Origin of the sequence: Streptomyces rugosispiralis (assembly GCF_024505145.1) — a bacterium.
GTDB lineage: Bacteria > Actinomycetota > Actinomycetes > Streptomycetales > Streptomycetaceae > Streptomyces > Streptomyces rugosispiralis.
Genome location: NZ_JANIAA010000017.1, coordinates 118,778 through 133,266 on the forward strand (window position 1 = coordinate 118,778; position 14,489 = coordinate 133,266).

Below are 14,489 nucleotides of genomic sequence, written 5' to 3' on the forward strand. Positions count from 1 at the left end.
CCAGCGGAGGGTGGTGGCCGCGCACACCGGCCGCCACGATGGCGGCGATGGCATAGAGGCCGGTGGCACCCGAGCCGGTCGCCGACTCCGCGACGCCCATCGGATACGGGCCCAGGAAGCCGCCGAGGTTGCCGAAAACCGGAGATCAGCGCGATGGTCCCGGCCATATGGGCGCCGGACAGGATGGTCGGCGGCACGGTGGCCTGGAACACCCGCTCTCGACCGGCTCCAGGAGCGGATCGAGCGGATGCGCGATCCGCGGGACCCCGGGGAGCTGGTCCACGAGGACATCGCCTTCCACGCCGACGTCGTCGCCGCGTCCGGCAACCGCACCCTGGCCTCGCCGGTGCGCGCCCATGACAGCCTGGCAGCGTTCACGGCGGCCAGCCGGCATGTGGGCGATGGGGAGTTGTGGGTGCGCGACCGGCTGGACGCGGTGCGCGACCGCCGCCGACCAGGCGGCGGTGAGCCCGCTGCGTGACCAGACCACACGGCGGTGAGCCCGCTGCGGATCAGATGTCGCGCCGTACGAGGAAGCCCAGCAGGGTGCGCAGCTCCGCGCTCGCCCGGGGCGCGAGCGGCAGGCTCGCCAGGCATGTCTCCACGGCCGCGATGTGGCGGTCGGCCTCCGCCAGGGCCGCGGAGCGGCCACCGGCCTGCTCGATCAGGGCGGCCGCCCGGCGCGTGGTGGCGTCGTCCGGGGTGTCCGGGGACACCTCCAGCAGCGTGGCCAGCCGCTCGGCGGCCGGGGCGCCGGGGCCGCGGGCGCTCAGCGCGGCGAGCACGGGGAAGGTCTTCTTGCGCTGCCGCAGATCCCGGTGGACGGGTTTGCCGGTGACCGCGGGGTCGCCCCAGATGCCCAGCAGGTCGTCCACCACCTGGAACGCCACGCCCATGTGCCGTCCGGCGCGGTCCAAAGCGGCCACGGTGTGCTCCGGCGCCCCGGCGAGCGCGGCGCCCAGGGCGGCGGCGCAGCCGAGCAGCGCGCCGGTCTTGTGCTCGGCCATCGTGCGGTACTCCGCCGGCCCCACCGCCTCGGGCCCCGTCCAGGGGCGCGACTCGAAGAGCAGGTCGTCCGCCTGGCCGCGGACGAGGTCGCCCAGCGCCACGCTCAGCTGCCGCACCGCGGCCGCGGCTCCGGCGCCGTCCACGGTGGCCAGCGCCTCCACCGCCAGCGCGAACAGGGCGTCACCCGCGAGCACGGCCGGACCGGTCCCGTACGCCTTCCACACGGTGGGGCGGGTGCGGCGGGTCTGGTCGCCGTCCATGATGTCGTCGTGCAGCAGCGAGAAGGTGTGCACCAGCTCCACCGCCACCGCCCCGGCGACCGCCGCCTCACCGGATGCCCCGGCCGCCTCCGCGCACAGCACGGCCAGGGCCTGCCGCACCCCCTTGCCGCCCGATCCCTCGGCGGGCGTACCGCCCACATCGCACCAGCCGAAGGAGTACGCGGCCATCTCGGCCACCCATGGGTGCAGCCGCCCGACCGTGTCGGCCAGCGCCGGGCGCACCAACTCCCGGCAGCGGCCGAGGATTTCGCCCGCGGTGGCGGTGGTCAGGTCCGCGGTGGCGGCGGTCTCGTCCGCTCCGAGGAGCTCGGGGAACGTCGTCGTCACAGCGCCACCTCCAGGACCTCCGTGAGGCCGAACTCCTCGCGGGCCCGGTCCACCATCCGGCGGGCGTGCCGCAGGCCGATCCGCTCCAGCACACCGGCCAGTTCGGAGAGGTCGTCGGCGGTTTCGGCACGGTCGCGGCCCAGCCGGGCCAGGGACTTGATGAGCCCGAGCCGGGCGAGACCCTCGCCGCGCGGCTCGCTCATCTCGCGGAACTCGTCAAGGGCCTGCTGGTACATCGCGCGGGCCGCCTCGTAACGGCCCGCGCGGTAGAGCACATTGCCACGCATCTTGTGGTTGTACGCCAGCGCGCTCACCAGGTTCATCTCGCGGCAGGTCAGTTCGGCCTCGGAGAGCAGCTCCAGCGCACGCTCCACGTCCCCGTCGCGTACGGAGACGATGTCGGCCATGCCCCGCAGCGCCCAGGCGTGTCCGCGCCGGTCCTCGGCCTTCGCGGCTATCTCCGCGGCCTCCTCGAACATCGCGTGGGCCGAGTCGTACGACCCGGTGTTGCGGTGCATCTGGGCGATGCCCTCCAGGGCCCAGACGGTGTGGCGTGCCTCGCCGCGTTTGCGTGCCTCGGCGAGGAGTTGCTCGTGCAGGGCGCCCACGGCGTCGTAGTCGCCCTGGATACGGCCGGTCTCCGCCATCCCGGCCAGTGAGTAGCCACGGACGACGATGTCCCCGCCGCGCTCGCCGAGGTCGGCCGCGAGGCCGAGCAGCCGCCACGCCAGCGCCAGCGCGCCCCGCTGCCGGGCGAGGGTGCCTCCGCTCCACAGCGCCCATGCCATCGCGCCGAGGTCCCCCGCCGCACGGGCCGCCCGGTAGCTGGCCTTCCACTCGCGGTCGGCCTCACCCACCTGCCCCAGCCTCCGGTGCGCCTCGGCGACCGCGAGCCCCGCGCGGGCCGCCTCGCCCGGGGAGCCGCCCCGTTCGGCCGCCCGCAACTGCTCGGTGCCCGCTGCCAGCACCTCGACCAAGGACGAGTTCACGGACAGGGTGGTGAGAGAGCCCTGGTACTCAGGGGCGAATGCCTTGCCGTACATGGATGCCTTTCCGTTTGTTGGTCCCTGGGAGCACACGCCTCTATACACCGAGTGTATACGCGGGGTGTATGCACTCCCTGTATACACGGTGTGTATAGGAGCCGGGAAACCGGCGCCATCAGGGCCACCGGTGCTGTGCGTCCGTTGTCGATCTAGACGCGATCGGACCCGGAGAGGTTTACCGTCCGGCTCCGCCGATGGCAAAAAACCTTATGGACCTGGTCTGATCTGCGCTCCCGCCACCTCGCGCTCGATCCAACGGCAGATCACATCCACCACATAGGCCCGCTCCGCGCGGCTCAGCTCCCGCCCTTTGGGGATCTCGTGCCAGCGCTGAAGACAGGTACGGCAGCAGGTGGCGGTCGCATGCTGGGCGACGAACACGGGATGGCCGCGATAGGGCGTCTGCTTGCCGTCCTTGTGCGGCTCGGCGGGGGCCAGCCGCTTGGCGATCAGGTCGTAGGCGTGCCAGCGCAACGTCGACGGACCGCTCAGCTCGGCCGTGGCCCGGTCGCGACCGCGCAGATGGAACTTGGCGCGGAACGGATGGCGGGCGATGGCGGCCAGCCGCTGGTCGAGCGATTCGGGGCTCGGACCGGACATCGAAGGCATCGGTCCAGCTTCCCATCATCGGTCCGGGTTCCCATCAGGAGGGCCGGCGGACCGCCCGCCACTCCGGCGCGAGCACCGACCAGATCTCCATGTCATGCCGCTCGCCCCGGTGCAGACGGCCCTCCCGCAGCACACCGTCCTTGGTCATGCCCAGCCGCCGGGCCACGGCGATGCTGGCCTCGTTCGCGGCCGCGGCCCACCACTCCACGCGGTGGATGCCGCGCTCCTCGATGGCCCAGTCGATGATCACGCGCGTGGCGCGGGTCACCAGGCCCCTGCCCACCGCCGACGGCTCCAGCCAGCAACCCGCCTCCGCCGTGCGCTGCTGGACGTCCATCGTGCGGAAGAGGACCCCGCCGACCAGCTTGCCGTCCGTCCAGATGCCGTGGATCCGCCCGGCGTCGGCCGCCGCCTTGTCCGCGTATCCCTGGAGGAACGCCCGGGCCGACTCCAGGTCGGCGGCGGCGTCCGCCAGCGCGATATAGCGCCCGATGAACTCCCGTCCCCGGTCCATGTGGGCGAGGAACTCCTCGGCCTGCCACGGCTCCAGCGGGCGCAGCTCCGCGCCGTCCTCGCCCAGGGGTATCGCGTACATCGTCACCTTCCACCGTCCGAACCAGCGCACGCAGTACGGGGGGATCCTCTCACCCGGGGGCGGTCCGCGCGTTTCCTTTTGTACCTACTAGTATGTAGGGTCGCATCCATGGACACCCGGGAACGACTCATCGCAAGCACTCGTGAGCTGCTGTGGGAGCGCGGTTACGTGGGCACGAGCCCGAAGTCGATCCAGGAGCGCTCCGGAGCGGGCCAGGGCAGCATGTACCACCACTTCCGCGGCAAGTCCGACCTGGCGCTCGCCGCGATCAGCCGCAGCGCGGAGGAGCTGAGGGGCAGGGCGGAGGCCGAGTTCGGCGGTCCGGGCACCGTGGTCGAGCGGATCACCGCCTATCTGCGGCGGGAGCGGGACGCGCTGAAGGGGTGTCCGGTCGGCCGTCTCACCCAGGACCCCGATGTGATGGCGGACCCGGAGCTGCGTCGCCCGGTCGAGGAGACCTTCGGCTGGCTCACCGACCGGCTGGCCGGGCTGCTCGCGGAGGCCCGGACGAGCGGCGAGCTCGGCACCGGGCTCGACCCGGTGGCCACGGCCACCGCGCTGGTCGCGGTGTCGCAGGGCGGCTATGTGCTGGCCCGCGCCGCCGACTCGGCCGAGGTGTACGCCCGGGCGATGGACGGGGCGCTCGGCCTGCTCGCCGCCCATGTCCGCTGAGCCCCCTCCCCCACCCCTCGCCCGAAAGAGAGCCCCGACATGCCCTTCGTCCGCATCGACGCGCTGCGGGCCGACGCCGAGCGGCTCGACGCGCTCGGCCGTGCCGTGCACGACGCCCTGGTGGACACCATCGGCTTCCCGCCCAACGACCGGTTCCAGGTGCTGACCAGCCATGACGGCACCAGCGGCATGCTGCGCTACGACGACTACCTCGGTGTGCCGCGCGACGACGGCATCGTCTACGTGGCGATCACGATGCGCTCGGGGCGCACACCGGCACAGAAGCAGGCGCTGTACCGGCGGATCGCCGAGCTCGCCGAGGAGTACGCGGGGACCGAGCCGCGGAACGTGTTCATCACCCTGACCGAGAACGAGTCGGCCGACTGGTCGTTCGGACACGGGGTGGCGCAGTACGTCGAGGGATGAGACGCCGCCATCGGGCCCGGCATGGCGAGAATCCGTTGACTTCTGTCATTTCAGCCCCTGGGAGATCTTCTCCCGGCTCCTTAGCGTGGGCGGGTACCACCCGCCCACGCTCGGAAGGAGACGCTGGTGCCTGCCACGTTCGAAAGGGAGCCGGACGCCACCCGATGACCAAGTTCCTGCTCTCCCTGCACGTCCTGGCCGCCATTGTCGCGATCGGCCCCGTCACCGTAGCGGCCAGCATGTTCCCGCCCGCGGCCCGCAACGCCCACACGGCCGCCGCCGAGGGCGATCCGGACCTGTCCACGGTCCGGCTGCTCCACCGCATCTGCCGCGTCTACGCCGCGATGGGCCTGACCGTCCCCGTCTTCGGCTTCGCCACGGCCGCCGTGATGGGCGTCCTCGACAGCGGCTGGCTCACCGCCTCCATCGCCCTGACGGCCGCGGCCGCCGGTGTTCTGGTCGCCTTCGTCCTGCCCCGCCAGGGCGAACTCCTCGACAGCCTCGGTGCGAGCAAGGCCCTGGAGCGGTCCGACACCGTCCAACTGGCCATGTTCACAGGCGTGTTCAACCTGCTGTGGGCGACGGTGACCATCCTCATGATCGTCCGTCCGGGCTCGACCACCGGAGCCTGACCCCGCCCCATCTCCCGCGCCATCTCCCGCCCCATCTCCCGCGCCGTGGCCCGAAGCCGGTCACTGCGCGGGAACCGGCCACTGACGCGGGATAATGATCGGGAGCGCCGGGGCGGAAACAGGAGGCGGTGCAGGCTATGCACGGTGAGTACAAGGTGCCGGGCGGCAAGCTGGTCGTGGTGGATCTGGAGGTCCACGACGGCGCGCTGCGCGGGGTGCGGGTGGCGGGCGACTTCTTCCTGGAACCGGACGAGGCGCTGCACGCCATCGACCGGGCCCTGGAGGGCGCGCCCGCCGACGCCGACGCACAGGCGCTCGCCGCCCGCGTCAGGGCGGGACTGCCGGCCGACACCGTGATGTTCGGCTTCTCCCCCGAGGCCGTGGGCATCGCGGTGCGGCGGGCACTGGCCCGCGCCACCGACTGGACGGACTACGACTGGCGGTTGATCCACGACGCGCCGCAGGACCCGGCGCTGCACATGGCCCTGGACGAGGTGCTGACCGACGAGGTCGCCGCCGGACGGCGGCCGCCCACGCTGCGGGTGTGGGAGTGGGGCAGCCCGGCCGTCATCATCGGCAGCTTCCAGTCCCTCCGCAACGAAGTGGACCCCGCGGGCGCGGCTCGCCACGGAGTCACCGTGGTGCGGCGCATCTCCGGTGGCGGAGCCATGTTCGTCGAGGCCGAGAACACCATCACCTACTCCCTTTCGGTACCGGCCTCTCTCGTCTCCGGCCTGTCGTTCGCCGATTCCTACGCCTACCTCGACGACTGGGTTCTGACCGCGCTCGGCGACATGGGCGTCAAGGCCTGGTACCAGCCGCTCAACGACATCGCCTCCGAGGTGGGCAAGATCGCCGGTGCCGCGCAGAAGCGTCTGGCCAGTGGTGACGGCGCGGTGCTGCACCACGTGACGATGGCGTACGACATCGACGCGGACAAGATGCTCGATGTGCTGCGCATCGGCAAGGAGAAGCTGTCCGACAAGGGCACCGCGAGCGCCAAGAAGCGCGTCGACCCCCTGCGCCGCCAGACCGGCCGGCCCCGAGCAGAGATCATCGACCGCATGCTCAGCTCCTTCCGCGCCCGCTACGGCCTCACTCAGGGGCACGTCACCGAGGAGGAGATGGCACGCGCCGAGGAACTCGCCCGCACCAAGTACAGCAGCGAGGAGTGGACGGCTCGGGTGCCGTAGGAACGGACGACGGCCGGTGGCCGGGCGGGTTCGCCGACGGCTCTTGCATGTTCTATGTCATGGAGCATAAGTTACCCACACGTAAGGGAGGTGGTGGGTGGCATGGTCCGGCGCAAGAGCGACAGCCGCGAGCGGATGGTGCTGAGCGCCGCGGCGCTGCTGCGTGAGTACGGCGCGAGCGCCACGAGCATCGACCGGGTGCTCGCGCACAGCGGAGCTCCGCGTGGCTCGGTCTACCACCACTTCCCGGGCGGCCGGGCGCAGTTGATCGACGAGGCGGTGGCGCTCGCCGGTGACTTCATCGCCGGGCTGATCGAGACCGGTGCGCGGGCCGATGACCCGGTGGAGGCGGTCGACGCGTTCTTCACGCTATGGCGCGGACGGCTCGTCGAAGGCGACTTCCGGACCGGCTGCCCCATCGTGGCGGTGGCCGTCGAGACCAACGACGACGCCCCGCAGCTCGCCCGCTCCGCGGCCGCGGCGTTCACCCGCTGGCAGGAGGCGCTGGCCACCCTGTTCGTCCGGCACGGTCTGCCGGAGGAGCGGGGAAGGCGGCTGGCCGCGTTCATCATCGCCGCGGTGGAGGGCGCCGTCATCATGTGCCGGGCCGAGCGGAGCACCGCCCCGCTGGAGGCGGCCGCCGCCGAGATCCATGACCTTCTGGCCCACGCTCTGCGTACCACCGGCTCGTTGGCGGACCCCGCCCGCGACCGCGACGCGCCACCACCGTGAAACAGCGCCACCACCGCGAAGCCACGGTGAACCACCGCCGTGGTCCGCGGGCCGCCGGACAGGTGGTGCGCGGCCCCGTCGGCCGACCCAGCCCTGTGTGAAGGAGCAGCCATGCCCACGCTGGACCGCCAGGACAACGTCTTCGTGCTCGACCTCGGGGACGGCGAGAACCGCTTCCACCCCGACTGGCTCGCCGCCGTCGACGGCGCCCTGGACGAGGTGGAGAAGGCCGAGGGGCCGTGTGCCCTGGTGACGGCCGCCACCGGCAAGTTCTACTCCAACGGCCTGGACCTGGACTGGCTGTTGGCACATGCCGACCAGCACCAGGACTATGTCACCTCCGTCCACGGACTCCTGGCCCGGATGCTGTCGCTGCCGCTCGTGACCGTGGCCGCGCCGCAGGGGCACACCTTCGCGGCGGGCGCGATGTTCTCCCTGGCCCATGACGTCCGGGTGATGCGCGCCGACCGTGGCTTCTGGTGTCTGCCCGAGGCGGACATCAACATCCCCTTCACCCCGGGCATGTCCGCGCTCATCCAGGCCCGGCTGAGCCCGCGCACCGCCCACGAGGCCATGGTCACCGCTCGTCGCTACGGCGGCCATGACGCGCTGGCCGCCGGGATCGTCGACCACGCGGTGGCGGAGGACGCCGTCCGGTCGACCGCGGTCGAGCTCGCGGCGGCGCAGGCGGGCAAGGCCGGTGACTCCCTCGGCACCATCAAGGCCCGGATGTACGCCCCCGTACTGGCCGCACTGCGTGCGAAGGACAACCCCCTCGGCTGACAAACCCCTCGGCCGACAAACCCCTCGGCCGACAAACCCCTCGGCTGACAACCCCCTCGGCCGACAAACCCTGCGGCTGACAACCCACTTGGCCGACAAACCCCTCGGCCGACGGCCCCACCGGCTCCCGCGCCGCGCCCCTCCCCAACTGCGCGGCCACCACCACGACCGCAAGGAACGCCTGTGACCACCACCCCCGACCTCACCACCCTCTCCGGCCTCGACCTCATCCGATGGGTGCAGTCCGAGCGTCCCACCGACGTTCCCACCATCGGTCGGCTCCTCGGCATGCGCTTCGACGAGGTGGACCCCGGACGCGTCGTCGTCTCCCTCGACACCCGCCCCGACTTCGCCAATCCCCTCGGCACCGTCCACGGCGGTATCGCCGCCACCCTGCTCGACTCGGCCATGGGCTGCGCCGTTCACACCACTCTCCCGGCCGGGGTGGGCTACACCACCCTGGAGCTCAAGGTGAACTACATCCGCGCGGCCCGCACCGACGGGCAGACCCTCATCGCCGAAGGCACCGTCCTCCACGCCGGTCGCCGCACCGCCACCGCCGAGGGCAAGGTGCTGGACGAACAAGGGAAGTTGATCGCCCACGCGACCACGACCTGCATGATCCTCCGCGCGGACGGCTGACCGGCCCGGCGGACGCCACGGCCGATGCCCCGGCTCCCGGCTCCCGCGTAGCCTGATCCCGTCGCGGACCGGCCCGAGTGGGGGGAGTGGCATATGAAGCTGATCGCCGTGGGGGACGTGGTGGTCGCCCGGAGACCGGCCGTGGCCCTCGACGGGGACCTCTCGGTGGGCACCTCCGCGCTGCCGCTGCTGCGGGACGCCGATCTGGCCATCGGCAACCTCGAGGTCCCGCTGACCGACACCGGATACCCGGCCGAGAAGCCGGTCGCCTTCCGCGTGGGCGGCGACATGGGCCCCGAAGTGGCCCGGCTCGGCTTCGACGCCTGTTCGCTGGCCACCAACCACGCGCTCGACTACGGCATCGACGGTCTGCGCAGCACCCGGGCGGCGCTGGACGAGGCCGGTGTCGCCCACGCCGGTGCCGGGGAGAACCTCGACGAGGCGCTGCGCGCCGTGCAGCTGACCGGCCGGGGCCGCGCCGAGGTGGCCTTTCTGAGCCTGTGCTGTGCCCTGCCACCAGGTTTCAACGCCACCTCGCACCGGCCCGGGATCGCCCCGGTGCGGGTCGAGCAGGCATACGAGTTCGACGGCGTGCTGATCGAGGAGCAGCCCGGGACCGTGCCGTATGTCCGCACCAGGGCGCACGAGGCCGATGTGGTGCGGGCCGAGGAGGCGGTCCGGCGGGCCAAGGAGCTGGCCGGCACCGTGGTGGTGGCGGTGCACTGGGGCGTTCCCTGGTGCTATCTGCCCAGCAATCAGGGGCCGTTGGCCGAGTACCAGCGGCCGCTGGGGCGGCGGCTGGTCGACGCCGGGGCGGATCTGGTGATCGGACACCATCCGCACTGCCTCCACCCGGTCGAACGGTACGGGGACGGCCTCATCCTCTACTCGACCGGGAACTTCCTGTTCCATCCCTGCGAGGAGGTGGCTCCCGCCGACCGGCGCCCGCCCTCCCGCTACAAGGAGCGGATGTTCGACCGGCCGTGGTTCGAGAGCGCGGTGTTCGAGGTGACCCTGGGCGAAGGCCCGCCGCGGCTGCGTCTCCACCCGGTCGAGCTCACCGCGGACGGCGAGCCCGTGATTCCCCCGGCCTCGACGGCACGGCGGATCCTGCGACAGGTCGAAGAGGTCTCCCAGGAGCCGGCCCCCGCGACAAGGGTGGACGGGGACGGCCGCGTCCGTTTCTGACGACGCCGGGGGCGTACCGTGGCCCCGGCGCCGCCACGGGTTCAGTTGCCGTAGACGCGCTCGGGGTGGACGAAGACCGCGGCGCGGCGCTGCTCGGCCATGACGCGGTCGTAGGCCGCCCAGTCGTCGTGGGTGCCGCCCGCGGCGGTGAAGATCTCGCGCAGCAGCAGGCGCAGCCGCTCCGGGGCGATCCCGGGGAACGAGTCGTCGGGCCCGGCGATCTCGGTGCGGCCCTCGACCGCGGCCCAGTTCCATCCGGAGCGGAAGACCACCGTGGCCCGCGGACGCGCCCGCAGATGGGCGAGCTTGGCGGGGCCGTAGGTGACGAAGGCGACCATCTGGTCACCGGACACCGGATGGCCGACGATCCCGGCGTTGACCACGGACGCCTGGACCGAGCCGTCGGCGCGCGTCGTCGACACGACCGCCAGGTGGTGGTCGGCCGCGGCGATGCGGTCCACTTCCTGAAGATCCGTCATCGGGTGCCTTTCTGGGCGGACCGGTTCCTCCACCATGACTCCCCAGGCCCGTACCCGCACCCTGATGCGTCCATGCCGGTGACCCCCGGACCGGGGCCCGGGGGTGTAGCGGGCTCCACCGTCGAAGGGGCGGCTCGCTCTCCCGCGTGGGTCCGGCCGGTCTTCTAGCCTCGTCGGTATGGGTAGGGGAATGCGGCACGCGGCGCGGGCCACGGCCCGGCTGGCCCGGCGGGTGGAGGAGCTGGTGGCGACCCGGGCGGGTGCCATCGCCGCACACGGTGCCGAACTGCGGCGTATCGAGAGGGAGTTGCACGACGGCGCCCAGGCGCGGCTGGTCTCCCTGTCACTGCGGATCGGGCTGGCGAAGCGGGCGTACGACCGGGATCCGACGGCGGCGCGCAGGATGCTGGACGACGCCCAGGATCTGGCCGACGAGGCGCTCGCGGAGCTGCGCCAGGTGGTGCGCGGCATGCATCCGCCGGTCCTCACCGACCGTGGTCTGGCCGGGGCGGTACGGGCGCTCGCGGCGAGCGGCGGGCTCGATGTCACCGTGCGAGTGGACGGTCCGGAGGACGGGGCACGGGCACCGGCGGCGGTCGAGGCGGCCGCGTACTTCGTGGTGGCGGAGGCGCTCGCGAACATCGCCGGGCAGGGCGGCTCCGACCGGGCCGAGGTCCGGCTGGCCCGCACTCCGAGCGGGTTGTCCGTTTCGGTGCGTGACGAGGGGCGAGGTGGCGCCGAGGCCGCCACCGGCGGTTCCGGTGCGGACGGATCCGACGCGGACACGTCCGGCACCGGGGAGACGGGTGGCCGCGAACGTGGCCTCGGGCTGCTCGGGATACGCCGCCGTGTCGCCGCGCTCGATGGAACGGTGACGGTGGCCGGCCCGCGCGGCGGGCCGGCCATCGTAGCGGTGGAGCTGCCCTGCGAGTGGCGGTCGCCGGGCGCTCACGTGGCCACCGCGGCTACGTCCGGCCGGACGCCTCGATCAGGTCGCGCAGCTGGGAGCGGGCGGTGACGCCGAGCTTGGGGAAACTGCGGTAGAGGTGCGAGCCGACGGTGCGCGGAGAGAGGAAGAGCCGTTCGCCGATCTCGCGGTTGCTCAGCCCCTGCGCGGCCAGGCGGATGATGTGCTGCTGCTGCGGGGACAGCGAGGTGAGGGCGTCGGGGCCGGCGGGGGCGGATTCGACACCGGCGGCGCGCAGTTCGGCCTGGGTGCGGTCGATCCAGGAGGGGGCGCCGAGGCGGCGGAAGGTCTCCAGCGCGGTGTTCAGCTGGTGGCGGGCCTCGGTGATGCGATGGCGGCGGCGCAGCCATTCGGCGTGGTCCAGCAGGATCTGTGCGCGTTCGAATGGCCATTGGCCGGCCCCGGGTTCGGCGAGGGCCGCGGTGAAGTGCGGCTCGGCCCGGGACGGTTCGAGCAGTGCGCGGGCGCGGTGGATCAGGATGCGCATCCGGGGCGAGGGGTCATCGGCGAGCCGGTCGGCGGTGCGCTCCACGATGGCGGCGGCCTCGGCGCCGTGGCCGGTGCGGACGGCCGCGGCGGCCAGTTCGGCGACCCCCGGGTAGGAGCACGCGTAGTGGACGGGGTCGCCGTCGGCGGTGAACAGCAGGCGGAACTGCTCGTACGCGCCGACGTGGTCGCCGTCGGCCACCGCGGCCATGCCCAGCGCCCACCGCGCACGGACGGCGACGGCACGGCTGCGGTGCGGGTCGACGAGGGACAGCGCGGCCGAACCCGCGGTGCGGGCCTCGTCGGTCCGTCCGGTCAGCGCGAGCGCGGCGGCCTCGAGCGACCGTGCGGCGGCGTCGAGGTGCGGCAGCCCGGCGCCCGCGGAGTTGGTGTTCACGGCGGCGGTACGGGCCTGCGCCCACAGCCCGTGGTCCAGGTACGACCACCCGGCCGAGCAGCCGAGGCCGATGGGCAGGGAGCCGCCCAGCCGCCAGCGGTGGAGGGCGTCGTCGAAGATCCGTACCGCGAGTGCGGTCTCGTCGAGCAGCCAGGCCATGGCGCCGAGCGAGATGAGCCGGGCGGGGTCGCCGTCCGCCCGCTCGACCAGCGCCGGGATCGCGGCCACCCGCTCGGACCGGTGCGCGGTGGGGTCGGTCACCGCGAGCGTCCAGGGGTCGTCATGTGCCCGGGCCCGTACGGTGCGGCGGTATTCCTCGTCGCCCGAGTAGAAGCCCGCCACCGACGCCGAGGAGAGCGCGGCCCGGCGCAGTTTGGGGTCCTCCGCCGCCCGCAGCAGCAGGGACATCGCGGTGTCGTGCTCGGTGCTCAGCGTGAGCACCTGACCCACGCGCAGCGATGCCTCGGCCGACAGCTCCGGGTCGTCGGTGAGCGTGGCGGCCCGCGCGGCGAGCCGGCGCACCCAGTGCGGCTGTCCGGTGGACACCGCGGCACCCGCCGCGGCCACCAGGCGGCGGGCGCGGTCGCGCCGCTCCGGGCTCAGCTCGGCGGCCCGCTCCAGCGCGGTGGTGGCGGCGGTGTAGCCGCCACGCTCCCGGGCCCTGGCCGCCGACTCCTCCAGCGCGGCGGCGATCTCCTCGTCCGGCCCCTCCGCGGCGGCGGCCAGGTGCCAGGCGCGGCGGTCGGGCTCGGCGCCGAGCAGCGTGGCGAGGTCGCGGTGGGCCTGACGGCGGGCGGCCAGCGGTACGGAGTGGTAGATGGCGGACCTGATCAGCGGATGCCGGAACCGGGCCCGCCAGCCGTCGCGGCCGCCGCCGGTGATCCGCAGCAGTCCGGCGGCCTCGGCCGGGGCCAGCGCCTCGACCCGGCCCGCCACCGCCCGGTCGTCCGCCGCGACCAGGAGCAGCGCCTGCCGGGTGGCCTCGGGCAGCGTCTCGAGGTCGGCGGCGAAGACCCGCATCAGGCGGTCGGTGGGCGGCAGCAGCTCCGCGTCGGCGGAGTCGGCCGAGTCCGCGCCGCAGGCGTCGTTCGCCCGGGCCAGCTCGATCAGCGCCAGGGGATTTCCGGCGGCCTGGTCGAGGATGCGCAACCGGCGACTGCCGGTCGGCGGATACGGCTGCCGGTCCAGCAGGAGGCCCGCGGCGGTCGCGTCCAGCGGGTCGAGCGTGAGCAGCGGAAAGCCGGAGAACGGTGCCGTGGCCCCGCCCCGGGCGCCCTCGTCCGCCCTGTCCCTGGCCCCGGCCAGCACGGCGAGGGGTTCGTCGCCGATGCGCCGGGCGGCGAAGGCGAGCAGCTCCAGCGAGCCCGCGTCGATCCACTGGAGGTCGTCGGCGACCACGAGGAGGGGCGACTGCCGGGCGAGGTCCGAGAGCAGGGTGAGCAGCGCGACCCCGAGCAACAAGCGATCGGGCGGGCCGCCGGGCCGGGTGTCGCCGCCGTCGGGTTCGGCCTCCCTGACGTGGGCGTCGCGGGGCTCGCCGTCCCTGACGTGGGCGCCGCCGGGCTCGCCGTCCCTGACGTGGGCGCCGCCGGGCTCGCCGTACCTGATGAGGTGGGCGTTGATGGGGTGGGCGTTGCCCAGCTCGGCCTGCCCAGTGTTCTCGGGCGTGACGCGCCCTGGAACGGTGGCTTCACGGCCGGTGCCGCCGAGCCCGACGTCCCCGGCGCCGCTCCCCCCGAGGTCGTCCGCCAAGCCCATGGCCCCCAGCAGCGCCGACCGCTGCCGCCCCGGCAGCCGGGCGGCGTCCCCCAGCACCGGGCGCAGCAGCTGATGCAGCCCCGCGAACGTCAGGTTCGCCTCGCTCTCGCTGCCCGTCATCCGCAGCACCCGGCCCCGGTGGCGATCCGCCGCGAGGCCGAGCAGGGTGCTCTTGCCCGTGCCCGGTTCACCCGTAAGGATCAGCACACCGCTGGTCAGACCGAGTACGGCCGCGCTCTCGCTCTCCCGCCCGACCATGGTCATCCTC

At 73.3% G+C, this 14,489-nt stretch carries 15 protein-coding genes and 1 pseudogene; 10 read left to right on the forward strand and 6 right to left on the reverse strand.

Features of this window, described 5'->3' with window-relative positions; all coding sequences use genetic code 11:
• Window positions 1–13: 13 nt before the first annotated feature.
• Window positions 14–481, forward strand: coding sequence for an FCD domain-containing protein (locus NP777_RS48150; RefSeq protein WP_256652384.1), 468 nt, complete (start codon window positions 14–16; stop codon window positions 479–481).
• A gap of 31 nt (window positions 482–512) precedes the next feature.
• On the opposite strand, the gene NP777_RS24465 is transcribed toward NP777_RS48150, so the two are convergent.
• From NP777_RS24465 to NP777_RS24480, 4 genes are all read right to left on the reverse strand, one after another.
• Complete coding sequence (locus tag NP777_RS24465) at window positions 513–1,559, reverse strand: polyprenyl synthetase family protein (RefSeq protein ID WP_256652385.1); 1,047 nt, start codon at window positions 1,557–1,559, stop codon at window positions 513–515.
• 53 nt (window positions 1,560–1,612) lie between these two features.
• On the reverse strand, window positions 1,613–2,659 hold the full coding sequence (locus tag NP777_RS24470) for a tetratricopeptide repeat protein (RefSeq protein WP_256652326.1): 1,047 nt from the start codon (window positions 2,657–2,659) through the stop codon (window positions 1,613–1,615).
• A gap of 210 nt (window positions 2,660–2,869) precedes the next feature.
• Window positions 2,870–3,271, reverse strand: coding sequence for a DUF4186 domain-containing protein (locus tag NP777_RS24475; RefSeq protein ID WP_256652327.1), 402 nt, complete (start codon window positions 3,269–3,271; stop codon window positions 2,870–2,872).
• A gap of 34 nt (window positions 3,272–3,305) precedes the next feature.
• Complete coding sequence (locus NP777_RS24480; RefSeq protein ID WP_256652328.1) at window positions 3,306–3,866, reverse strand: GNAT family N-acetyltransferase; 561 nt, start codon at window positions 3,864–3,866, stop codon at window positions 3,306–3,308.
• Between the two features lie 108 nt (window positions 3,867–3,974).
• On the opposite strand from NP777_RS24480, the gene NP777_RS24485 reads away from it, so the two are divergent.
• From NP777_RS24485 to NP777_RS24520, 8 genes are all read left to right on the forward strand, one after another.
• Complete coding sequence (locus NP777_RS24485) at window positions 3,975–4,538, forward strand: TetR/AcrR family transcriptional regulator (protein ID WP_256652329.1); 564 nt, start codon at window positions 3,975–3,977, stop codon at window positions 4,536–4,538.
• A 39-nt stretch (window positions 4,539–4,577) separates the two neighbouring features.
• The gene (locus NP777_RS24490; RefSeq protein ID WP_256652330.1) at window positions 4,578–4,964 is read left to right on the forward strand and encodes a tautomerase family protein; all 387 of its coding nucleotides are present in this window, start codon (window positions 4,578–4,580) and stop codon (window positions 4,962–4,964) included.
• Between the two features lie 164 nt (window positions 4,965–5,128).
• The gene (locus tag NP777_RS24495; protein ID WP_256652331.1) at window positions 5,129–5,596 is read left to right on the forward strand and encodes a DUF2269 family protein; all 468 of its coding nucleotides are present in this window, start codon (window positions 5,129–5,131) and stop codon (window positions 5,594–5,596) included.
• Window positions 5,597–5,733: 137 nt separating this feature from the next.
• A complete protein-coding gene (locus tag NP777_RS24500) occupies window positions 5,734–6,789 on the forward strand; it encodes a lipoate--protein ligase family protein (protein ID WP_256652332.1) in 1,056 nt (351 codons plus the stop codon).
• A 102-nt stretch (window positions 6,790–6,891) separates the two neighbouring features.
• A complete protein-coding gene (locus NP777_RS24505) occupies window positions 6,892–7,521 on the forward strand; it encodes a TetR/AcrR family transcriptional regulator (RefSeq protein WP_256652333.1) in 630 nt (209 codons plus the stop codon).
• A gap of 111 nt (window positions 7,522–7,632) precedes the next feature.
• Window positions 7,633–8,304 carry an enoyl-CoA hydratase-related protein gene (locus NP777_RS24510; RefSeq protein WP_256652334.1) on the forward strand — a complete coding sequence of 224 codons (672 nt, stop codon included), beginning with the start codon at window positions 7,633–7,635 and terminating at the stop codon, window positions 8,302–8,304.
• Between the two features lie 183 nt (window positions 8,305–8,487).
• The gene (locus tag NP777_RS24515; RefSeq protein WP_256652335.1) at window positions 8,488–8,946 is read left to right on the forward strand and encodes a PaaI family thioesterase; all 459 of its coding nucleotides are present in this window, start codon (window positions 8,488–8,490) and stop codon (window positions 8,944–8,946) included.
• Between the two features lie 93 nt (window positions 8,947–9,039).
• Window positions 9,040–10,134, forward strand: a complete 1,095-nt coding sequence (locus NP777_RS24520; protein ID WP_256652336.1) for a CapA family protein — start codon at window positions 9,040–9,042, stop codon at window positions 10,132–10,134.
• Window positions 10,135–10,175: 41 nt separating this feature from the next.
• Here NP777_RS24520 and NP777_RS24525 read toward each other — a convergent pair whose 3' ends face one another.
• Window positions 10,176–10,613 carry a TIGR03618 family F420-dependent PPOX class oxidoreductase gene (locus NP777_RS24525; RefSeq protein WP_256652337.1) on the reverse strand — a complete coding sequence of 146 codons (438 nt, stop codon included), beginning with the start codon at window positions 10,611–10,613 and terminating at the stop codon, window positions 10,176–10,178.
• A 214-nt stretch (window positions 10,614–10,827) separates the two neighbouring features.
• Here NP777_RS24525 and NP777_RS24530 point away from each other — a divergent pair.
• Window positions 10,828–11,547 (forward strand): annotated as a pseudogene (locus NP777_RS24530) (sensor histidine kinase); the annotation flags it as partial.
• Between the two features lie 31 nt (window positions 11,548–11,578).
• On the opposite strand, the gene NP777_RS24535 reads toward NP777_RS24530, so the two are convergent.
• Complete coding sequence (locus tag NP777_RS24535; protein ID WP_256652386.1) at window positions 11,579–14,479, reverse strand: helix-turn-helix transcriptional regulator; 2,901 nt, start codon at window positions 14,477–14,479, stop codon at window positions 11,579–11,581.
• Between the last annotated feature and the right edge of the window lie 10 nt (window positions 14,480–14,489).